The 21,280-nt window shown below is 63.9% G+C and carries 16 protein-coding genes and 1 pseudogene; 4 read left to right on the top strand and 13 right to left on the bottom strand.

Going from position 1 to position 21,280, the window contains the following annotated elements:
- Positions 1-126 precede the first annotated feature (126 nt).
- Both QW868_RS24110 and QW868_RS24105 read left to right on the top strand, forming a co-directional pair.
- The gene (locus QW868_RS24110) at positions 127-1,653 is read left to right on the top strand and encodes a UbiD family decarboxylase (protein WP_316231695.1); all 1,527 of its coding nucleotides are present in this window, start codon (positions 127-129) and stop codon (positions 1,651-1,653) included.
- Positions 1,650-2,282, top strand: coding sequence for a UbiX family flavin prenyltransferase (locus tag QW868_RS24105; RefSeq protein ID WP_316231694.1), 633 nt, complete (start codon positions 1,650-1,652; stop codon positions 2,280-2,282). Before QW868_RS24110 ends, QW868_RS24105 begins: the two co-directional genes overlap by 4 nt.
- A 139-nt stretch (positions 2,283-2,421) precedes the next feature.
- On the opposite strand, the gene QW868_RS24100 is transcribed toward QW868_RS24105, so the two are convergent.
- From QW868_RS24100 to QW868_RS24050, 11 genes are all read right to left on the bottom strand, one after another.
- Entirely contained in the window at positions 2,422-2,736 is a 315-nt protein-coding gene (locus QW868_RS24100) for a metal-sulfur cluster assembly factor (RefSeq protein ID WP_316231693.1), read from the bottom strand.
- Positions 2,733-3,242 (bottom strand): DUF2249 domain-containing protein, encoded by a 510-nt coding sequence (locus QW868_RS24095; protein ID WP_315776929.1) that lies wholly within the window; start codon positions 3,240-3,242, stop codon positions 2,733-2,735. The genes QW868_RS24100 and QW868_RS24095 overlap by 4 nt, the downstream gene beginning before the upstream one ends.
- 10 nt (positions 3,243-3,252) lie before the next feature.
- On the bottom strand, positions 3,253-4,590 hold the full coding sequence (locus QW868_RS24090; RefSeq protein WP_316231692.1) for a hypothetical protein: 1,338 nt from the start codon (positions 4,588-4,590) through the stop codon (positions 3,253-3,255).
- A gap of 335 nt (positions 4,591-4,925) precedes the next feature.
- Positions 4,926-5,531, bottom strand: a complete 606-nt coding sequence (locus QW868_RS24085; RefSeq protein ID WP_316231691.1) for a DUF2478 domain-containing protein — start codon at positions 5,529-5,531, stop codon at positions 4,926-4,928.
- A gap of 45 nt (positions 5,532-5,576) precedes the next feature.
- Positions 5,577-5,870, bottom strand: coding sequence for a hypothetical protein (locus QW868_RS24080; RefSeq protein WP_316231690.1), 294 nt, complete (start codon positions 5,868-5,870; stop codon positions 5,577-5,579).
- Positions 5,871-5,881: 11 nt separating this feature from the next.
- A complete protein-coding gene (locus QW868_RS24075; RefSeq protein ID WP_316231689.1) occupies positions 5,882-6,706 on the bottom strand; it encodes a peptidylprolyl isomerase in 825 nt (274 codons plus the stop codon).
- A 3-nt stretch (positions 6,707-6,709) separates the two neighbouring features.
- Complete coding sequence (gene narI / locus QW868_RS24070; RefSeq protein WP_316231706.1) at positions 6,710-7,432, bottom strand: respiratory nitrate reductase subunit gamma; 723 nt, start codon at positions 7,430-7,432, stop codon at positions 6,710-6,712.
- Positions 7,433-7,442: 10 nt separating this feature from the next.
- Positions 7,443-8,153, bottom strand: coding sequence for a nitrate reductase molybdenum cofactor assembly chaperone (narJ, locus tag QW868_RS24065; RefSeq protein WP_315797612.1), 711 nt, complete (start codon positions 8,151-8,153; stop codon positions 7,443-7,445).
- Positions 8,153-9,673, bottom strand: coding sequence for a nitrate reductase subunit beta (narH, locus tag QW868_RS24060; protein ID WP_316231688.1), 1,521 nt, complete (start codon positions 9,671-9,673; stop codon positions 8,153-8,155). The genes narJ and narH overlap by 1 nt, the downstream gene beginning before the upstream one ends.
- Positions 9,670-13,422 carry a nitrate reductase subunit alpha gene (locus QW868_RS24055; protein ID WP_316231687.1) on the bottom strand — a complete coding sequence of 1,251 codons (3,753 nt, stop codon included), beginning with the start codon at positions 13,420-13,422 and terminating at the stop codon, positions 9,670-9,672. The genes narH and QW868_RS24055 overlap by 4 nt, the downstream gene beginning before the upstream one ends.
- An 11-nt stretch (positions 13,423-13,433) precedes the next feature.
- Positions 13,434-16,178, bottom strand: a complete 2,745-nt coding sequence (locus tag QW868_RS24050) for an MFS transporter (RefSeq protein WP_316231686.1) — start codon at positions 16,176-16,178, stop codon at positions 13,434-13,436.
- Between the two features lie 197 nt (positions 16,179-16,375).
- Here QW868_RS24050 and QW868_RS24045 point away from each other — a divergent pair, with 197 nt between their 5' ends.
- A complete protein-coding gene (locus QW868_RS24045) occupies positions 16,376-17,074 on the top strand; it encodes a helix-turn-helix domain-containing protein (RefSeq protein ID WP_315812258.1) in 699 nt (232 codons plus the stop codon).
- A gap of 129 nt (positions 17,075-17,203) precedes the next feature.
- Here the strand turns inward: QW868_RS24045 and QW868_RS24040 are convergent.
- Positions 17,204-17,563, bottom strand: a pseudogene (locus tag QW868_RS24040) (Ku protein); the annotation flags it as partial.
- A 371-nt stretch (positions 17,564-17,934) separates the two neighbouring features.
- Here QW868_RS24040 and QW868_RS24035 point away from each other — a divergent pair.
- The gene (locus QW868_RS24035; RefSeq protein WP_316231685.1) at positions 17,935-20,562 is read left to right on the top strand and encodes a spermidine synthase; all 2,628 of its coding nucleotides are present in this window, start codon (positions 17,935-17,937) and stop codon (positions 20,560-20,562) included.
- 4 nt (positions 20,563-20,566) lie between these two features.
- Here QW868_RS24035 and QW868_RS24030 read toward each other — a convergent pair whose 3' ends face one another.
- Positions 20,567-21,154, bottom strand: coding sequence for a 2OG-Fe(II) oxygenase family protein (locus QW868_RS24030; RefSeq protein ID WP_316231684.1), 588 nt, complete (start codon positions 21,152-21,154; stop codon positions 20,567-20,569).
- Between the last annotated feature and the right edge of the window lie 126 nt (positions 21,155-21,280).

The raw sequence follows: 21,280 nt of genomic DNA, 5'->3' as shown, positions 1-21,280 counted from the left end.
AAGACGCGTCCTGAAGAGAGCTCATGACACAAGCTCTGGCCGGATCGGCGGGGGAAGTATTTGACCCGGAACAAAGATCACACTGATTGTTCCAGCTACGAGGCGTTTTTTGAACGGAGCCTATCGTTGCGACGTGATGTCCCTCGCTTCCGCGAGCTGTCGGATTTCCTGCGCTTTCTCGACGAGCGGGGACAGCTGCGACGCATTCGCGACAGCGTCTCGGTCGTCCACGAGATCACCGAGATCCATCGCCGCGTCATCTCCGCCGAAGGGCCCGTGCTGCTGTTCGAACGGCCGATCAAGGCATGCGGCTCGCTCTCGGCAATGCCGCTCGTCACCAATCTGTTCGGCACCGTGGAGCGAGTGGCCTGGGGCATGGGCGTGCAGCCGGAACGATTGGCGGAGCTCGGCGAGATGATGGCGGAGTTGCGCGCCCCGCAGCCGCCGCGCGACATCAGGGAAGCGCTGCAGAAGCTGCCGCTGGCACGCGCAGCACTGTCGACCCGGCCGAGGCTGCGATCAGCCGCGCCGGTGCATGAATGTGTCACGATGGGCAATGACATCGACCTGACCACCTTGCCGGCCCAGATCTGCTGGCCGGGCGAGCCAGCGCCGTTGTTGACGTGGCCGCTCGTCATCACCGTGCCGCCGGACGCGTCCGCCGGCGAGCAGGAAAATGTCGGCGTCTACCGCATGCAGGTGCTCGGCCGCGATCGCGCCATCATGCGCTGGCTCGCCCATCGCGGCGGCGCCCGCCACCACCAGCAGTGGCAGGCGCAGGGGCGCGACATGCCGATTGCGATCGTGATCGGGGCCGATCCCGCCACCATCCTCAGCGCCGTGTTGCCATTGCCCGAGACCATCTCCGAGCTGCGCTTCGCCGGCATCCTGCGCGGCGACCGTCCCGAGCTGGTCGAATGCCTCACCGTGCCCCTGACGGTGCCGGCGGCCGCCGAGATCGTGATCGAGGGCATCGTGTCGGCCACGGAGACCGCGCCGGAGGGGCCCTATGGCGATCACACCGGCTACTACAACGCCGTCGAGAGCTTTCCGGTGCTTCAGGTCACCGCGATCACCACGCGTCGCAGCCCGCTCTATCTGTCGACGTTCACGGGACGCGCGCCGGACGAGCCGTCTCGAATTGGCGAGGCGCTGAACACGCTGTTCGTCCCCTTGATCCGACGACAATTCCCGGAGGTCGTCGACTGCTATCTGCCGCCGGAGGCCTGCTCCTACAGGATCGCCGTAGTAGCGATCGAGAAGCGCTATCCGGGCCAGGCCCGCCGCATCATGCTCGGCCTTTGGTCGATGCTGCCGCAGTTCAGCTACACCAAGCTCCTCATCGTGGTCGACCACGACATCGACGTCCGCGACTGGCGCGCGGTGATGTGGGCCGTCGCAACGCGCTGCGACTCCTCGCGCGACCTGCTGCCGCTTGCCAACACGCCGATCGACTATCTCGACTTCGCCTCGCCAAAATCCGGCCTCGGCGGGAAGCTCGGCATCGACGCCACAACCAAGCTCGGGGTCGAGACCGAACGCGCCTGGGGGGAGGTGCTGGCGATGAACCCCGCTGTAGCCGCGCGCATCGACGTGATGTGGCCGAGCCTCGGCCTCGGCGACGCCAGAGCCGGCCGGACGGCCTCGGCATGAACGGGCGGCATCACGTCATCGTCGGCATCAGCGGCGCCTCGGGCGCCGCGATCGGTGCGCGCATCGTCGAACGGCTCGCGGAGCAGCCGCAATGCACGGTCCATCTCGTGGTGTCGGACGCTGCCATGCGCACCTTGCACGAGGAGGTCGGCCAGGGCGGCCTGGCGCGGCTGCGCGATCTGGCGGCGCATGCTCATGATGTCGCCAACATCGGCGCGAGCATCGCCAGCGGCTCGTTTTCTGCAGCCGGCATGATCGTTGCGCCCTGCTCGATCCGCACCCTCTCGGCGATCGCCTGGGGCCAGCTCGACAACCTGCTGGTCCGCGCCGCCGACGTTCAACTCAAGGAGCGCCGCCGGCTGATACTCCTGGTGCGGGAGAGCCCGCTGCATCTCGGTCATCTCCGAGCGATGACGCAGGCCACCGAGATCGGCGCGATCATCGCGCCGCCAATGCCGGCGTTCTACCTGAAGCCCCAGTCGCTCGATGACGTCATCGAGCAGATCGCCTGTCGCGCGATCAACCTGCTCGGCGTCCCCGGGCTCCACGCCAACGCGCGGGAGTGGCTTCCGGACCGGACGACCGAAGCAGGCAACCTTGTTGAGATAGGGAAGCAAGACAGACGATAGGATTTGAAGACAGAACACGACAGACGCACTCGGGCGATGGGCCGAAGGCGTCCACGACGGTTGACGTGTTCTTCGACGAGCGGGCGTAACGACGCCGCCTCTCCGGCCGAGCCGCTGCCAGCTCTTCGCTTTCGTTCGGTCAGTTGACGTTGTCGAAACCCAGCGCAGCACGAACGGCCGGATTAATTCTGGACGGCGTCCAAGGCGGATCGAATGTCATCGTCACGTCCACGGCTTCGACGCCCGCAATCTCCGCAATGCTGCTTGCGACCCCTTCCTTGAGAAAACCTGTTGCGGGGCACCCGGGTGTTGTGGCCGTCATCGTGACATGCACGACACCATCCGTCGCCGTGATCTCATAGATGAAGCCGAGATCGACCACGTTTTCCCCCAGCTCCGGATCGATGACCACGCGCATTGCGTCGCGGATGCGGTCGATGACGTCGCGGCTCATAGCGGAGCCCTCACCGACAGTTCGTAGGTCGATCCATCCGGCGTAAACCCGCCGAGCCAGCGAAAGCCACGCTTCTCAAGTTCAGGGAACAGGAAGACCGGCTCGCGGCCCAGAAGTGCCGACAAGGTCTCTCCAGGGCCCAACTCCTCCGCGGCCGCAAGGATGCGCACCATCGGCTCGGGTGGGTCGAGCTCTCGGTTGTCGAGCGTGACTACGGGATCTGGCCATCGCTCGAATGCGAGGCTGGCACCAGCGTCTTCCTGACCGGCGTCCTCGGCAGCCAACGGCGAAAACAGCACTTCCCAGTCGCCATCGTCGAGCGGGCGATCGGTGTGGGCGAAGCCCTTTCCTGCCATGACGGAGAGCAGCGGAACCGGCCTGAAGCTCGCGATCAGCCGCACACCCTGGCCTGGCGCCAGCCGGTCGACCGCGTCCATGATGATGGAGAACGGTTCGCCTCCGGCCCTGAGAATCGGTCGGACGTCGACGTCAATGTACGCGGTCATGGCTCTCCTCCTAGTTTCTGGCGAACAACAGGCTTGGCGCGATGGCTCCGGCCGGAAGCCTCCGGGAGCCCGCAACATCGGAAAGACGTCGGACTCGCACAAGCTCGTGTATGATTCCAAGACTGCCCACGGCCATGACCGCCGCGGCGCCGCGAAACGCCTGGCCCTCGCCCATCATCAACATGATGGTCGCCGCCCAGACGCCTAGAAAATAGATGATGAACCACTTCTCGGACCGACGTTCCACCGCCAGGTCCTGAACCCGTGGCGTCGGGGCGCGCCCCATCACGGGACCGTAGGTTTCGAGCCAGGTCAGAAAGGCGACAATCTTGTAGAGCTTCGCGAATATGAGACCAGACAGCCAGCCGAACACGGCCAAGAACGCGAACGCGCCGACATGAACGCCGACCTTTCCGGTGACGATGATGACGGTGCCGAGCGTCACCGTCGCCGCCAGATTGGCGAAAGACACGGTTGCCATCCGCATGTTCAGCTCGAGCTGGCGCCGTTTGCGGGAGCGATAGATCGTCGCGATGTCCCGTCCATAGAGCGCAAGCGAGATCACCCCAAGAACGGCGGCGAGGATGAGCACGGCTCCGAGCTCGGCCTCGAGGCCGATTGCGAACAATCCGCCCACGACTGCCACCGATAGCGCGAGCGCACCAAATTTCAGCGCGGATGTGCTCTGTCGATCGCCGAGGTCCGCCGAGAGCATGAACATGGCCAGCAGGCGATAGCTCACCCCCATGGCGGTCAGGGTCAGCCAGCCTCCCAGCCCGGCAATCGCATGGATCGGAATCGCCGCGGCCAGGAGCGCGTCGCCGAAGGCGCCCGCCGATCCGGCGAGAGCAAACGCGAACGCGGCGCCGAGCGCGACAGTTGCGCATAACGCGCCAAGTCCGGCGATGACAAATAGAGCAGATCCCTTCGGCTGGCTGAAGAGAGTCAGGCCCAGATCGAGCGCGACCATCGCCAGACCCGCGCCGAGCACCACGCTGCCGGCCGGCAGAAGCCAAACGGCTGGAGCAATTCGTCCGGCCAGTGAGAGGAAACCCAATATCAAGCAGACCAGACCGACGTTGATGAGGAACAAGGCCGGCAAGGCCCATTTGTCGAAGGGGAGCGGCCTTGCGACGAGAACGGGAGCGAACTGGAACAAGGCGCCGCATACCGAGAGACTGAGCCAACCGATACAGACCGCATGCACAACGACAAGCGTATCGGGAGCGCCGAGCTCTGCGGCGGGGTAACCGAGTCCGCCGACCAGCATTGCCAAGGCAACGAGCAGCCACCCCAGCGCTGCCGCGAAATAGCTCATCGTCCAGCGCGAGATTTTCGCCCCAATCATGAGCGGCTCCAGTTCTTGATCGCGGACGCAGCACTCGCGACGACGATGCGCCATTCGGCAGTTGCCGTCGCCCGGAGGAACGCAGCCAAGGGGACGCGAACGTTGAGCTTCGCGCCATACAATCCCCGGCGATCGGAAAGATGCTAAACTGGCCCGACCGGCCATTCTTTGTCGGAGCGCAACATTCCGCGTCATCAGCGTCGTGATGACCACTCCAGCTCGACCGACGGACTCCCTGTCGCGTCGAGGAACATCCATGTCAGCCGGCAGACATCTTCGGGGGTCTGGCTTGGCAATTCTATGTCCCCCGCCCCCTCGATTGCTCGCAATCGCAATCAGCGCAGCTGGCTGGCTGAGTCTATAGTTCGATCCTGCCGAACACTTTCCAGCCACCGCTCCACGTCTCCGCGGGCTTCGAGCTCAACCCCCATATCTCCGGAGAAACCTCTCCAGGCATCGATATTGCTGCGCGGCACGCCGACAATCGTCGGTATCGCAAGGTCCAACGCGCGGGCAATCAGATCAAGCGTTCCGCCTCCCCCGCACTCTGCCTTACCAAATTTGTTCAACACCAGGATGTTTGGACGCGCATCCAGGCTGGCGAGGACTCGAACTGTCACCTCTGCCAGCGCCGATTCATCCAGCCGGCAACCTCTCGCTCCCGATCCACGATCCTCGAAGATCGGGGTTTGATTTGCCGTGTCGATCTCCTCGAGCAGGACGTCGCACCTGCGATTTTCGTCGAGGAACAGCCTTCGCTGCAGTGCGCCGGCGACCTTCAATCGCGCTCGACGCGAGTGATCCACGAGGTGATCGAACGTCTCGTAGGGATATTTCCCGTCGTCGTATACGAGCGCCACGAGCGGCGCGGCCGCAACGCCGACCTTCTCTACCATCTCATCGTGCATGCGAATCCCAATATCAGCTTGACGCTTCGACATTTTTAGCCCGCCCCTCCAGCACAGATAGCCTGCGGTGGCTCCGTTCTAGGAGTGATCGATTTCATCCCTCTGCAGCGACCAATTGATCATGGACGTCAGACAGACGATCGCGGGGTCGGCTGCGCCGTCGATAGCGCTCATCAACCCGAGCCAATCCTCGTTCTCTGCGAGATTTGCAAAACGCCGGACAGCAGCCGACGCATACTCACCGACATCCTCGCCGAGGCGATCCGCGACAGAGCTGATGCGCACCAGGAGCGTGAGGTCGCCACACCCCTGCAACACCGCACTCGACTTCGCGTCGTCACTGAGATCGTGAATGAGATCCCCGAGCAGCATGATCGCCCCCTCTACTGCGGCAGTACCGATTGCGGCGCCGGCAACGTCACGCCAACGATCTCCGCACCGCCTGCCAGATTGGCTACATATTGCGCGAGCGCCTGATGCCGCACACGCTCCGTGAGATATTGCGAAATGCGCGCCCTTGCCATGTCGAACGGCAGGACTTGTCCAAGGGCCCGTCGGTCGAGGCGCACGACATGGATACCAAAGCGTGTCTCAATCAGACCGACCTCTCCAACCGACATCCGGGCCAGCGCGGCGTCGAACTCTGCGGTCGTCTGCCCACGCGACAGCTGCCCGAGCCTGCCACCATTCTCCGCCGAGACCCTGCAATCGGAGCGATCGCGCGCGATGGTCTCGAACAGTTCCGGGCTTCTCCGCACGGCCTCCACGATCGTCCGCCCCTCGTCTCGCGCAGCCGATCGAGCCATCGAATCGCTGCTCGGCGCGATCAGCAGGATGTGAGACGCTTCGTAGAGTTCACCGACCAGAAACCGCTGCCTGTTCTGATCGTAGAAGCGACGGCACGTCGATTCGTCCGGCTCGTGTATCAGAACCTCGCGTGCGATCAGCGCCCGCATCGCCGCTTCTTCCTCGGTTTCGCTGCGACCTTCGGCATCGCGCAGAGGAGCGGCCGTTATGCCGAGCCGCCTGACCTCCTGTCTCAGCAATTCGCGCACCGCAAGCGCGCGCGCCGCCGCTTGCCAGGCGAGGATCGGCTTGTCCGACGGATGGTTCTGAACTTCCCGGGCAATGACGTCGCGTTCGATCACGACCCCGTTCACACTGACCAGCTTCGGCTTTGGAAGCGCCGCGCCCAATGAACAGTCCATCGGCTACTCCGCGGGCTGAATTGGTTGCACAAGATGACGGCGCCCGTCGCGGCTGCGCACCACCTGATAGCCGCGGCGGCCGAGATACCACACCGGCGCACTCCAGATGTGGACCAGGCGGGTGAAGGGGAAGAGCAGGAAGATGGTCATTCCCAGGACCAGATGCGCCTTGAAGATCGGATGGACGTCGACAATGTTGGCGGCGATTCCGGGCTGCAACGTGAGAATGCCCTGCGCCCAGGCCATGAACTTGACCATCTCATGACCATCGAGATGACCGAGCGACACGGGGATGGTCGCCAAGCCAAGCAGCAGCTGGACGAACAGCACCAGAAGGATACCCGTGTCAGCAAAAGACGACGTCGCACGAATCCTGGGATCGAAAAGCCTGCGATGCGCGAGGAGTGAAATGCCGACCAGACACATCAGTCCGGCGCCGCCACCGGCGACGATCGCGAGCATCTGCTTGAAGCCGTGGGACACGCCGAGCATGTCAAACAGCCAGATCGGCGTCAGCAGCCCGACGAAATGACCCGCAAAAATGAAGAGGATCCCAACATGGAAAAGGTTCGAGCCCCAGATCAATTGGCGCCGCCGAAGCAGCTGACTCGAGCCCGAGCGCCACGTGTATTGCTCGCGGTCGAATCGAATCAGACTGCCGACCAGAAAGACTGTCAGGCAGAGATAGGGATACCAGCCGAAGACGATGGCATTGAGTGTTTGCATGGCCAATCCCTCATTGCAACTGTGACGGCGGCGCGTTGACCGCACGTTTGGCGTGGCGCAGTTTTGCGATCAGATTGTCGTGCCCACAGGCTGCCTGGTCGCCCCCTCCCGGGCCGAACCTGACCTCTTCATCCTCCCAGGCCGCGTCGAGCGCGTGCAGGTCCATCGGATCCACGTCCGCCGCCTTCAGCAGCTCATCGACGATCTCCGCGCGGGGCTGCTCCGCGGCGATCTGGAGCAGCGCATCGAACACCGCCCTATAGCTCGACTGCCGACGCCCCAGTCGTTCCGCGAGCGCGGCGATGATGTGGCTGGTCTGGCCAAGCAACTCGCGCGCGTCCGCAATCTCCCGGGTGGCGAGAAATTCGAGGAACAGCGGCAGATAATCCGGCAGCTCGTTGCCGGCGATGACGAGGTTCGCACGATCATACATGGCCCGCAGGTCGACCATGGCCTGGCCGCGGTCGCGGCCTTCGCCATGGACGTGCTCGAACAGATGCAGCGCCAGGGTCTTGCTGCGGTCGAACAGCAGGCCGTAGCGCTCCTGCAGGTCGTAGACGTCGCCCGTGGCGATCTCCTGCAGCAGCACATCGAGCTCCCGGCGAATGCCAGGCTGGACGAGGCCTTCCTGGTCGAGCACCCGCGCGAGCTCCGGGATGGCCGTGATCAATTCCCCGCTCGGATAGTTCAGCAATGCCGACAGCACCTTGAACGTCTTCATCAGGCGACCTCCATCGGGTTCTTGGCCTTACGCGGCGATCCGAACAGGTTGACTTCGCTTTCGCCCCCGGAGCAGCCGTTGCCGAACGAGAAGCCGCAGGAGCCGCGGATATCAAACGCGTCGGCACCGAGCTCGCGGTGCGCGGTCGGGATCACGAAGCGGTCCTCGTAGTTGGCGATCGCCATGATGTGGTACATGTCGTCGATCTGCGGGCCGCTCAGGCCGACGCGCCTCGCGATCGCCTCGTCGACCACGCCATCGATGGTCTTGGCCCGCATATAGGCACGCATGGCCAGCATTCGCTCGAGCGCCAGCGTCACCGGCTTCTCGTCGCCCGCAGTCAGCAGATTGGCGAGGTACCGCATCGGAATGCGCAAGGATTTGACGTCGGGCATCTCGCCATCGTGCCCGATCTTGCCGAACGAGGCCGCCGACGTGATCGGCGACAGCGGCGGCACATACCAGACCATCGGCAGGGTCCGATATTCCGGGTGCAAGGGGAAGGCGACCTTCCATTCCATCGCCATCTTCCAGATCGGCGACCGTATCGCCGCCTCCAGCCATGCATGAGGGATGCCCTGGCGCTCGGCTTCCGCAAGCACGCTCGGATCGTTCGGATCGAGAAAGATGTCGAGCTGGGCCTGGTAGAGATCGCCCTCGTCGGGCTTGGTCGCGGCCTCTGCGATGCGGTCCGCGTCATACAGCACGACACCGAGATAGCGAATGCGCCCGACACAGGTCTCGGAGCACACGGTCGGCTGCCCCGCCTCGATCCGAGGATAGCAGAAGATGCACTTCTCCGATTTTCCCGAGGACCAGTTATAATAGATCTTCTTGTATGGACAGCCGGAGACGCACATTCTCCAGCCGCGGCACTTGTCCTGATCGATGAGGACGATGCCGTCCTCCTCACGCTTGTAGATCGCACCGGACGGGCAGGATGCGACGCATGCCGGATTGAGGCAATGCTCGCACAGCCGCGGCAGATACATCATGAAGGTGTTCTCGAACTGGCCGTAGATCTCCTTCTGCACGCCGTCGAAATTGATGTCATGAGAGCGCTTGGCGAATTCGCCGCCCAGGATCTCTTCCCAGTTCGGCCCCCACTCGATCTTTTCCATCCGCTCCCCGGACACCAGCGAGCGCGGCCGTGCCGTCGGCATCGCAGATGCCTCGGGCGCACTTTGCAGGTGCTGATAGTCGAACGTGAATGGCTCGTAGTAGTCATCGATCTCGGGGAGGTCGGGATTGGCGAAGATATTCGCCAGAACCCGCCACTTGCCGCCGATCCGCGGCTGGATCGACCCGTCGCGATTGCGCGACCAGCCTCCCTTCCAGCGGGACTGGTTCTCCCAATCCTTGGGATAGCCAACGCCCGGTTTGGTCTCGACGTTGTTGAACCACGCGTATTCCATCCCCTCGCGGCTGGTCCAGACGTTCTTGCAGGTCACGCTGCACGTGTGGCAGCCGATGCACTTGTCGAGATTGAGCACCATTGCGATCTGAGCACGGATCTTCATTCTGCAGCCTCCGAAGGGGTCGTGGCCGACCGGTCAGCAGTCGGCTGGTCCAGCCAATCAATCTTCGACATCTTCCGGACGATGACGAACTCGTCGCGGTTGGCGCCGACCGTGCCGTAGTAGTTGAAGCCATAGGCCTGCTGAGCGTAGCCCCCGATCATGTGCGTCGGCTTCGGAACGACACGCGTCACCGAATTGTGGATGCCGCCGCGCAGCCCCGTCTGCTCGGAGCCCGGCACGTTCACGATCTTTTCCTGAGCATGATACATCATGCACATGCCCTGCTTGACCCGCTGCGAGACCACAGCGCGCGCAACCAGCGCGCCATTGGTGTTGTAGGCCTCGATCCAGTCATTGTCGGCGATACCGGCAGCCTCTGCGTCGATCTCGCTGATCCACACGATGGGACCGCCGCGCGACAGGGTCAGCATCAGGAGATTGTCGGTATAGGTGGAGTGGATGCCCCACTTCTGATGGGGCGTAATGAAGTTCAGGATGACGGACGCATTGCCATTCGGCTTGCGATCGATCACCGGCTTGACGGTCTTGGTATCGATCGGCGGCCGGTAGACGCAGAAGCCCTCGCCGAAGGCCCTCATCCATAGGTGATCCTGATAGAGCTGCTGCCTGCCGGTCAGCGTCCGCCACGGGATCAGCTCGTGGACATTGGTGTAGCCGGCGTTGTAGCAGACCTTCTCCGACTCGAGCCCCGACCAGATCGGCGACGAGATGATCTTGCGCGGCTGCGCGACGACGTCGCGGAATCGGATCTTCTCGTCTTCCTTCGGAATGGCGAGATGAGCATGGTCGCGGCCGGTGAATTGCTCCAGGGACGACCACGCCTTGACTGCGACCTCGCCATTGGTTTCCGGCGCCAGGCTGAGGATCACCTCGCAAGCGTCGACCGCACTGTCGATGCGAGCCAGCCCCTGGGTCGGCCCGTCGTCAGCGACGACGCCGTTGAGGCGCTTCAGGAGTTCGACCTCATGGTCGGTGTTCCAGGCCATCCCCTTGCCGCCATTGCCGAGCTTGTTCATCAACGGTCCAAGCGAGGTGAAGCGCTTGTAGAGATTCGGATAGTCACGTTCGACCACCGTGACCGCCGGCATGGTCTTGCCGGGGATCGGATCGATCTCGCCCTGCTTCCAGTCCTTGACGTCGAACGCCTGCGCGATTTCGCCCGGACTGTCATGCATGATCGGGGTCAGCACGACGTCCTTCTCGACCCCGAGCACTTCGGGCGCGACCCTGGAGAAGGCCTCCGCGATCCCCTTGTAGATGTCCCAATCGCTGCGCGATTCCCACACCGGATCGATCGCCGCCGAGAGCGGATGGATGAAGGGATGCATGTCGGACGTATTGAGGTCGTTCTTCTCGTACCAAGTAGCCGTCGGCAGCACGACGTCCGAATACATGCACGTGGTCGACATCCGGAAGTCGAGCGTGACCAGCAGATCGAGCTTTCCTTCCGGGGCCTCTTCGTGCCAAGTGACCTCGACCGGTCTATTGTGGCCCTGGTCGCCGAGATCCTTGCCGATCACGCCATGCTTGGTGCCGAGCAGATGCTTGAGGAAGTATTCGTGGCCCTTGCCTGAGGCGCCGAGCAGGTTGGAGCGCCAGACGAACAGGTTGCGGGGCCAGTTCTTCGGATGATCGGGATCCTCGCAGGAGAGCTTCAGCTCGCCCGACTTCAAGGCCTTCGCGACGTAGTCCTTCGGCTCCAGGCCGGCGGCGGCGGAGCGCTTCGATACCTCGATCGGATTGGCCTGCAGTTGCGGCGCGGACGGCAGCCATCCCATGCGCTCCGCGCGGACATTGTAGTCGATCAGCGCTCCGTCCCAAGAACCGGCCGGTGCGGTCGGTGAGAGAATCTCGCTGACATTGACCGTCTCGTAGCGCCATTGGTCGGTGTGAGCGTAAAACGCCGAGGTCGAATTCATTTGCCTCGGCGGGCGCCCCCAATCGAGCGCAAAGGCGAGCGGCGTCCAGCCCGACTGCGGCCGCAGCTTCTCCTGACCCACATAATGCGACCAGCCACCGCCGGACTGGCCGACACAGCCGCACATCACCAGCATGTTGATGATGCCGCGATAGTTCATGTCCATGTGGTACCAGTGGTTCAGACCTGCCCCGACGATGACCATCGAGCGCCCCCGGGTCTTGGACGCATTCGAGGCAAACTCGCGGGCAACCGCGATGATCTGGCCGCGCGGCACGCCGCAGATCGCCTCGGCCCATGCCGGAGTGTACGGTTCCAGGTCGTCGTAGCTCCTGCCGAGGTGGTCGCCGCCGAAGCCGCGATCGACGCCATAATTGGCGGCGAACAAATCGAACACAGTGGCCACGACCGCCTCGCCATCGGCAAGACGAAGTCGCTTCACCGGCACGTTGCGGGTCAGCACATCCGGATGATTGGTGCCGCTGAAGTGATCGTGCTGACGGTTGCCGAAATAGGGGAATCCCACCGGCGCGATGTCGTCCTCGATGCCGGCCAGAGACAGCCGCAGCCGGGTGTCGTTGTTCGCCGAGCTCTTCTCTTCCAGGCTCCACTTGCCTTTTTCGCCCCAGCGGAAGCCGACCGATCCCTTGGGCACGACAATGGCCCCGCTGATCTCATCATAGGCGACGGTCTTCCATTCGGGATTGTTGGCCTCATCAAGCGATGTGGCGAAATCCGAGGCGCGCACGAACCGCTCAGGAACGAGCCGTCCCTCGGATTTCACCAGCCGCACCAGAAATGGCATATCCGTATACTGGCGCACATAGTCGTTGAAGTATGGCGTCTGCCGGTCGATGTGAAACTCCTTGAGGATCACGTGACCCATCGCCATCGCGAGCGCCGCGTCGGTGCCCTGCTTCGGCGACAGCCAGAGATCGGCGAATTTCGCAGCCTCGGAATAATCCGGACAGACAACGACGCTTTTGGCCCCCTTGTAACGAACCTCAGTATAGAAATGCGCATCCGGCGTACGCGTCTGTGGCACGTTGGAGCCCCACAGCATCAGGAAGCCTGAATTGTACCAGTCCGCGCTTTCAGGTACGTCGGTCTGCTCGCCCCAGGTCTGTGGCGAGGCCGGCGGCAGGTCGCAATACCAATCGTAGAACGACATGCAGACGCCGCCGAGCAGCGACAGATAGCGCGCGCCGGCCGCGTAGCTCACCATGGACATCGCCGGGATCGGCGAGAATCCGAACACGCGGTCCGGACCATGGGCTCTGACCGTATAGGCATTGGCTGCCGCGATCAGCTCATTGACCTCGGCCCAACTCGCCCGCACGAAGCCGCCCAGTCCGCGCTTCTGCACATAGTCCGAGCGCTTGCCCGGATTCTCGACGATCGACTTCCAGGCTGCGACCGGCGTCATCCGCGCTCGCGCCTCGCGCCACAGCCTGAGCAGCCGCGAGCGCACCAGCGGATATTTCACCCGGTTTCCGGAATAGAGGTACCAGCTATAGCTCGCGCCGCGGGCGCAGCCGCGCGGCTCATGATTGGGAAGATCAGGGCGCGTCCGGGGGTAGTCGGTCTGCTGGGTCTCCCAGGTGACGATGCCGCCCTTGACGTAGACCTTCCACGAGCAGGAGCCGGTGCAGTTCACGCCATGCGTCGAGCGCACGATCTTGTCGTGCTGCCAGCGCTTGCGATAACCCTCCTCCCAGGAACGGTCCTCGGTCGTCGTCACGCCGTGTCCGCCTGCGAACTCCTCCTTGGCCCGGGTGAAGAAGGTCAGCCTATCGAGAAAATGGCTCATCGTTTACGTCCTCATTCAGCGGGTTGGGCAGCGGCCGCGATCGCCCCGCGCCGTTCGACGTCGTGCAGGACGCCGCCCTTGCGGGTGTAGACGGCCCAGGTGATCAGCACGCAGGTGACGTAGAAGCCGAAGAAGCCCCATAGGGCGGCCTGCACGCCGCCGGTGAGGTCGATCGAGGTGCCGTAGGATTTGGGAATGAAGAATGCGCCGAAGGCGGCAATCGCGGAGGTGAAGCCGGTGATGGCGGCGGATTCCTTCTCGGCCTGGCGCAGCCGAGTCTCCGCGTCCGCGGTCGGCATGAGCCGGGTCATTTCCTGGCGCATGATGTTGGGGATCATCTGGAAGGTCGATGCATTGCCGACGCCGGTCGCGAAGAACAGCAGCAGGAACATCGCGAAGAAGCCCCAGAATGCACCCGGCTGATCCTTCATGCCGAGGAAGTAGAGCACCCCGAGCACGCCGGCCATCATCAGCAGGAACACCCCGACGGTCACGCGCCCGCCGCCCCATTTGTCGGCCATCCAGCGCGTCGCGGACCGCGACAAGGCACCCACCAGCGGCCCGAGGAATGCGAACTGCAACGCGTCGACGGCCGGGAACTGGGTCTTCGCCAGCAGCGGGAAGCCCGCGGAATAGCCGATGAACGAGCCGAACGTGCCGGTGTAGAGCCAGCACATGATCCAGTTGTGCCGCCGCTGGAAGATGACGGCCTGATCAGCGAAGGACGCTTTCGCGGAGGCGATGTCGTTCATCCCGAACCAGGCCGCGAAAGCACTGGCGACGATGAACGGCACCCAGACGAAGCCGGCGTTCTGAAGCCAGATCGGCATCGGCTGCGACCCGCTCGTCGCCATCGCCGGATCTCCGCCGAACCAGCCGAACACGCCGACCGTGATGACGATCGGCACCACGAACTGGACCACGCTGACGCCGAGATTGCCGAGGCCGGCATTGAGCGCGAGCGCGTTGCCCTTCTCGGCGCGGGGGAAGAAGAAGGAGATGTTGGCCATCGACGAGGCGAAATTGCCGCCGCCAAAGCCGCACAGCAGAGCCAATATCAGGAACACCGGATAGGGCGTTGCGGGATTCTGCACCGCATAGCCGATTCCGATCGCGGGTATCAGCAGCGACCACGTGGCCAGCGTGGTCCACAGCCGGCCGCCGAAGATCGGCACCATGAAGGAGTAGAAGATGCGCAGAACTGCACCGGAGATCCCAGGCAGCGAAGCCAGCCAGAACAGCTCATCGGTCGTGAACTTGAAGCCGACCGAAGGCAGCTTCGCAACCACGACAGACCAGACCTGCCAGACCGCGAAGGATAACAGCAGCGCCGGAATGGAGATCCAGAGATTGCGTCGCGCGATGGCTCGGCCCTGCTCCCTCCAGAACGTGTCGTCCTCAGGCCGCCAGTCGGTGAGAACCGCGCCGGACAGGGCTCCGATGTGCTCGGGCCGGTGGATCTCCTCCATTTCCGGCAGCTCCGGCAGCCTCTTCAGCGCCTCGCCGGCAACGCCGCGCTCCATCTGCCGGATCGAGAGATGCATCCAGACCAGCGCGACCCCGACGAGCAGGAAGAGCAGCATGAAGCAGCTGGTTCGCAGACCGGTGAGATCGACCAGCGCGCCGAACGCGATCGGGAGCACGAATCCGCCGAGCCCGCCGATCATGCCGACCAGGCCGCCGACGGCTCCGACATTGTTCGGATAGTAGACGGGGATGTGCTTGTAGACGGCGGCCTTGCCGAGCGCCATGAAGAAGCCGAGCACGAAGACGATGACGACGAACGGGACGAGCCCCATCTCCAGATGAAAGCCGACCTTTCCGTTGACGGTCGTCACGACGTAGTCCGTCGGCGGGTAGGACAACAGGAAGGTCGCGGCGACACCGACCAGAAATGTCCAGTACATCACGCGACGGGCACCGAAGCGATCGGACAAGTGTCCGCCGTAGGCGCGAAACACGCTGGCCGGAAACGAGAACATGGCGGCCATCATGCCGGCCGACTGGATTCCGACACCGTAGACCTTGATCAGGTATTGCGGCAGCCACAGCGACAGCGCGACGAAGGCGCCGAAAACGAAGAAGTAATACAGCGCAAAGCGCCAGACCTGGATGTTCTTAAGCGGCGCGAGCTCGAGCCAGGCGCTGCCGGCCTTCTGCTTGCGCTGCCTTCGCGAGCGGACCACCGGGTCCTCCTCGGAGAACAGCCAGAAGACGATCGCCATGACGCCGATCGCGAGCGCCCATATCTGGGCCACGGTCTGCCAGCCATAGGCGACCAGCACGAACGGCGCGACGAACTTGGTGACGGCGGCGCCCACATTGCCGGCGCCGAAGATTCCAAGCGCAGTGCCCTGCTTGGCCGTCGGATAGAACCGCGACACATAGGCGACGCCGACCGCGAACGAACCACCGGCGATTCCGACGAAGAGCGCGGCGACGAGAAATTGCGGATAGGTATGCGCCCAGGTCAGGAGATAGGTCGCGACCGCCGCGGCGAGCATCACGACGGTGTAGACGCGGCGCCCGCCATACTGATCGGTCCAGATGCCCAGTATCAGCCGGATCAGCGAGCCGCTCAGGATCGGGGTGCCGATCAGGAGACCGAACTCGGTTTCGTTCAGATCCAGCTCTTGCTTGATCCGGATGCCGATGATCGAGAAGATCGTCCACACCGCAAAGCAGATCGTGAACGAGATTGTTGAGAGCCAGAGTGCTCGCGTTCGGTGCTCAGGGCTGAAATCTGCGGCGTCCATGGTGGCCTCGACGTATGGCTTCGACGCCACAGCAGTTATTCGGGGCACCAGGGAAAGGTTTTGCGATGCATCAACCGGACGGTCCGGTCGGCCACAATCTGCCAAATGTCTCAGATCGGATTGTCAGACTGCACGTATGCAATTGACTTTTGTCACGGTTCGGCGCGATAGCGGGTAAGTGACTCCTGGAGCTTCGCTTGCGCCCCGACGAACTCGCCCAGTTGAAGACGCTGCCGCTGTTTGCGGACCTCAGCGAGGAGAACCTGAAGCGGTTGCTCGGCGCGGCTCTGCTGCAGCAATTTCCGGCCGGGGTGCGGTTGGCTCGCGAGGGAGATCAGGCCGACTTCCTGCATGTGCTGATTGGCGGGTTGGTGGAAATCTACACCGAGCAGGACGAGGCCGAGTGGGGCATCTCACTGCTTCGTCCCGTGTCGACCTTCATACTTGCTGCGGTCGTGGTCGATCAGGCATATCTCAATTCAGCCCGCACGCTGACGGAGTCGCGGGTGCTGCTGATCCCCGCCCGCGATGTAAGGGCACTCTTCGACGAAGACATCGCATTCGCACGGATTGTTGCTCAGGAGCTGGCGTATGCCTATCGCGCTTCTGTCAAGAAACTGAAGGGCACCCTGGCCCGGTCGAGCATCGAGCGCCTCGCCAACTGGATCCTCGCCGAAGCCCAGCGCGAACCGGGGCATGCGAATATCGTCATCCCATTCGACCGCGGCACGCTGGCCTCCCACATCGGCACGACGCGCGAAAACCTGTCACGCAGTCTTGCCCAACTTACGAGCCATGGGATTCGCGTCCGCGGACGAGAGATCGTCATCGACCACAAGGAGCAGTTGGAGCTGTTTGCCCGGCCAAAGCCCCTGATCGACGATCCCGGCTCGTAGGCTTCTTTTGCGATCGGTCCTGCCCCTCTGTTGGGAACGGCAAATCAGCAGAGTACGGAAACGGAGCGTCGATATAGTTCTTCTCCGCCGCACACCCGCTCCGCGTGACAGACGCTGAGACGCCCCGAAACCGATCGGCCCTGGAAAGTGCGGCCGGCAAAGCCGTGATCGCGGGCGACGCTGAGCCTTGTCCACGAACTCGTCGATCTCGATCGTACGCGTGGACTCCAGGGCGATCTCCTCGAGCTCCTCCTTCGAGACCTCGATGTACTGGCCCTTCTCGAGCTCATAGCCCTTGACGATGTCTTCGTTGGGGACCTCTTCGCCCGTATCGGCGTCGACCTTGACGTACTTGATCCGGTGGCCAGTTGTCCGGTTCAGCTGATTGAAGCTGATCTTCTCGGACTCGGAGGTGGCCGGGTAGAGGGCCACCGGGCACGTAACGAGCGACAGGCGCAGGAAGCCTTTCCAATTGGCGCGGGGGGCCATGTACGCGGAACTCCGGTTGAAACGGTCCGGACTCAAGACGAATGGCGGCGCCGGGTTCCGACGGGCGGCTTTGGTACGCTTCTAAATGGCTAATGTCTCAAATAAAATAATGAAATCAACGCTTTGGCGCTTCTCCGTGGCGCCGATGATGGGTCTGGTCATCGTTCCCTGACGGGCCTCATGCGATACAACCGTCTGCGCCGAACGGCTGCTCCCGCAGCTTCTGTCAAACCACCGTCACGTAACGCGAACACAAGGAAACGATCCCGACCTTGGCGGCCGGGCAGCCGAGCTTGATCCAGTGCTCGGAGCTGCGCCCGCACGGCGCGCTGCATCCGAAGACCGATCGCGGGAATTGCGGGTACCGAATCTTGACCGAAGCAGGCCATGCAGGCCCGTGCGACAATGATCTGATCGCGGAGAAGCAAGGCGTCGGGTCTCTCGGCACCGGTCCCGTCGCCTGCCGGAGCACGGCTCGGCTGAGGGCGCTGAGGCTGCTGATTGCTGCATCCGGCCTCGCCGGGCTGGGCTATGAGATCGTCTGGACGCGTCAGCTCGCCCTCGCCCTGGGCACGGAAATGATGGCCGTGCTCGGCGCCATCGCAGGATTATTCGCCGGACTGGCGGTGGGCGCCTTCGTCCTCGATGGCCGGATCCGCCGCGCCGCCAATCCGCACCGGGTCTATGCCGTCCTCGAAGCGGTCATCGGACTGTGGGGGCTGTGTGCGATCTGGCTGCTTCCCGCGTGCGCGCGCGCCCTCGCGCCGCTGCTCGGCACGGCGCCCTCCCCCGTCTTGTTATGGAGCGCGAGCTTCCTGCTGCCGACGCTGGTGCTGTTGCCGGCGACGGTTGCGATGGGCGGGACGCTGACCGCGCTGGAACGGATGATGTCCGCGGCGCGTGGCACGCGGCCCGTCAGCGCCGGCGTCTACGGCGCGAACACGGCCGGCGCCGTCGCTGGCACGCTGCTGTCCACCTTCGTGCTGATCCCCGCGCTTGGATTGTCGACGACGCTGCTTTGCCTGGCAGCCGTCAATGCGGCCTGCGCGCTGGCGTCGCTTCGCCTCGGCCGAGCCGTGCAGGTCGACCCTCGGGCGGGCGATGATCGCGAGCCTGCTGTCGCCGACCTCCGCCTGACAGGAACGCTGTTCGTCACCGGCCTGCTCGGCATCGCGTTCGAAGTGCTGGTCGTGCGCCTGGCCGCGCAGATGATGCAGGACACGGTCTATAGCTTCGCCTGTCTGCTGGCGGCCTACCTGCTGGGCACCGCGATGGGCGGCATGATCTGGCAGCGCGTCGGGCCCGCGGTTGCGCTCGGCAGAACCGCGTTGATCAGCAGCACCGCGCTCGTCTGCCTCGGCACGGCGCTCGTGACGCCCTTGCTTGGCGACGTCGCTGACAGCGCGGCGAGCCTCGGTGTCGCCGGCGAGCTCGGAATCGCGCTGGCGCTGTTCCTGTTGCCCGCGATGGCGATGGGCGCCTTGTTCGGCCAGCTCATGCAGGATGTCCGCAACGTCAGGGGATCAGTCGGCTGGGCCGTCGGCATCAACAGCCTCGGCGCAGCCATTGCGCCGCTGACCGCGGCACAGCTGCTGATTCCCGCTTTCGGCACTTGGAGAACATTGGTCCTCGTTGCCGTCGGATATCTTCTGCTGCTGCAGCCCCAACGCGCTGCGCTGCGCTGGGCGGCGGCGCCCGCTCTGCTTGCACTCGCGCTGCTGTGGCTTCCCGCCCCCCTGCTCATCAAGGTCCCGCCGGGCGGCAAGCTTCTGGCCGTGCGCGAGGGACCGATGGCGACCGCGAGCGTCGTCGACGACGCCTCAGGAGCACGCTATCTTGAGGTGAACGGCCACTTCCGCATGGGCGGCACCAGTTCGGTGCGATCCGATTTCCGCCAGGCCATGCTGCCGCTGCTCTTGCATCCGGCACCGCGCAGCGCCCTCTTCCTCGGTGTCGGCACCGGCGCGACCGTGCTCGGCGCGGCGCAGATGCCGGGCCTCGACGTGCGCGCAGTCGAGCTGTCCTCCGAGGTCGTCGCGCTGCTGCCCTGGTTCGACAACCCCGCGGCCGAGAAGGAAAGGCCGCCGATCTCCGTTGCCGATGCCCGGCGCTTCATCATCGCCGATGACGGACGCTACGACGTGATCGTGGCCGACCTGTTCCACCCGGCGCTCGATGGCAGCGGCGCGCTGTACACGGTCGAACATTTCGCGGCCGTCAAGCGGCGACTGGCGACCGAGGGCGTGTTCTGCCAGTGGCTGCCGCTCTATCAGCTCGATACGCCGTCGCTGCGCGCGATCGTCAGAAGCTTTCTCGCAGTCTTCCCACAAGGGTCCGCCTGGCTGAACCATTACAGCGTGCGCACGCCGATGCTGGCTCTGATCGGATCAGGCGCCCCGAGCCCGATCGACCCCGAGTTCGTCGCCGCACGGTTCTCCGACCGGAAGCTTCACCCGGTCATTCAACCTCTCGGCTTCGATCAGCCGATCGATCTTCTGGGCCAGTATGTCGCCGGCGCGAAAGCGCTCGCGAGCTTCGCCGGTCCGGGACCGCGCAACACCGACGATTTCCCGTTCGTCACGTTCGACGCGCGCAGCAATGTCCACGCTCTCTCCGCGGCCCCATGGCAATTGCTGCTGACGGTCCTCAGCCAGACAAAGACCGACGCGGTCGATTTGCTGGAAGACTCGAAACGCGGAATGTGGGAGGAACGGCTCGGCGCCTATTGGCGGGCCCGCAACCGATTCATCCAGGCCGGCGCCGCGCTGACCGGCGAACCGCGCGGGCCGGCGCTCATCGCAGCCGCCGCACCCGGTCTCCTCGATTCCGTTCGCGCCAGCGCCGAGTTCGAGCCGGCCTATGCGCCGCTGATGAGCATGGCAAAAGCGCTGCTTGCATCGGATCGCGCGGCTGCTGAACGCCTGCTTCGGGCGATCGACGCCGCCGCGCCGTCGCGACGCGACGCACGCGATCTGCTGTCGCGCGAGTTCGAACGGTAGCGCGTCAGGACGAGAAGCTGACGCGGTAGCCCCAGCAGTCCAGATGATCAGGAATCGCGTTGAAGGCGATCGTGATGCGCTGATCGCCCTGATTGCACGGCACCTCGTGATAGAGATAGCTCGGGAACAGCACGAGATCGCCCGGCTCCGCCTCGGGCAGCACGTATTTGCCGGCATTGAACGGGCCGACTGCGGCGCTGCGCGTGTGATGGCGGAACGAGAAATCGCTGCCACCGGGCGGCCGCACGAATACGGTGCGGCTGCCGGGATGCGACGGCGTCAGATAGAAGATGCCCGAGATGAAGCTGTTGGCGTGGGCGTGCAGGGTCTGGTTGCCGCCGGTCTCCAGCATGTTCGTCCACATCTCCTTGACCGTCCAGCGCAGCTTCTCGCCGAACAGCAGCTCGCCGAAATCGACCAGCTTGGGCACGGCGAGTTCGGCGATGGTCTGAAACAGATTGTTGGCGCGGGGATCGGCGACCTCGGTGTGGAACAGCTGTCCGGACCGCAGATTGTTCTCGATCTTCGAATTGCGGATGGCTGCCACCGCCGCGTCCTTGAGCTCGGCGCTCAAGAGCCCGGGCGAACGCAACAATGGTATCGGGAAAAGAGCTTCGATCTGGTCCATGTCTCAAGGCCTTGCACGCGCCGCAACAGGACCGACAAATTGCCGACTTGCATGACAGCCGGATGACGAGAGTGGAGACGCGGCGCGCGC

The sequence above is a fragment of the Bradyrhizobium sp. SZCCHNR1051 genome, from assembly GCF_032489615.1.
In the GTDB taxonomy this organism is placed as follows: domain Bacteria; phylum Pseudomonadota; class Alphaproteobacteria; order Rhizobiales; family Xanthobacteraceae; genus Bradyrhizobium.
The sequence above is the reverse complement of the archived record's forward strand: the minus strand, read 5'-3'. Positions and strand labels throughout refer to the sequence as shown.

Excerpts from the sequence above, each read along its gene's own strand:
- narH (WP_316231688.1), bottom strand. The coding sequence starts at position 9,673 with ATGAAGATCCGTGCTCAGATCGCAATGGTGCTCAATCTCGACAAGTGC.
- narJ (WP_315797612.1), bottom strand. The coding sequence starts at position 8,153 with ATGAAGACGTTCAAGGTGCTGTCGGCATTGCTGAACTATCCGAGCGGG.
- QW868_RS24050 (WP_316231686.1), bottom strand. The coding sequence starts at position 16,178 with ATGGACGCCGCAGATTTCAGCCCTGAGCACCGAACGCGAGCACTCTGG.
- QW868_RS24085 (WP_316231691.1), bottom strand. The coding sequence starts at position 5,531 with ATGTCGAAGCGTCAAGCTGATATTGGGATTCGCATGCACGATGAGATG.
- QW868_RS24055 (WP_316231687.1), bottom strand. The coding sequence starts at position 13,422 with ATGAGCCATTTTCTCGATAGGCTGACCTTCTTCACCCGGGCCAAGGAG.
- QW868_RS24105 (WP_316231694.1), top strand. The coding sequence starts at position 1,650 with ATGAACGGGCGGCATCACGTCATCGTCGGCATCAGCGGCGCCTCGGGC.
- QW868_RS24075 (WP_316231689.1), bottom strand. The coding sequence starts at position 6,706 with ATGGACTGTTCATTGGGCGCGGCGCTTCCAAAGCCGAAGCTGGTCAGT.
- narI (WP_316231706.1), bottom strand. The coding sequence starts at position 7,432 with ATGCAAACACTCAATGCCATCGTCTTCGGCTGGTATCCCTATCTCTGC.
- QW868_RS24080 (WP_316231690.1), bottom strand. The coding sequence starts at position 5,870 with ATGCTGCTCGGGGATCTCATTCACGATCTCAGTGACGACGCGAAGTCG.
- QW868_RS24095 (WP_315776929.1), bottom strand. The coding sequence starts at position 3,242 with ATGACCGCGTACATTGACGTCGACGTCCGACCGATTCTCAGGGCCGGA.
- QW868_RS24090 (WP_316231692.1), bottom strand. The coding sequence starts at position 4,590 with ATGATTGGGGCGAAAATCTCGCGCTGGACGATGAGCTATTTCGCGGCA.
- QW868_RS24100 (WP_316231693.1), bottom strand. The coding sequence starts at position 2,736 with ATGAGCCGCGACGTCATCGACCGCATCCGCGACGCAATGCGCGTGGTC.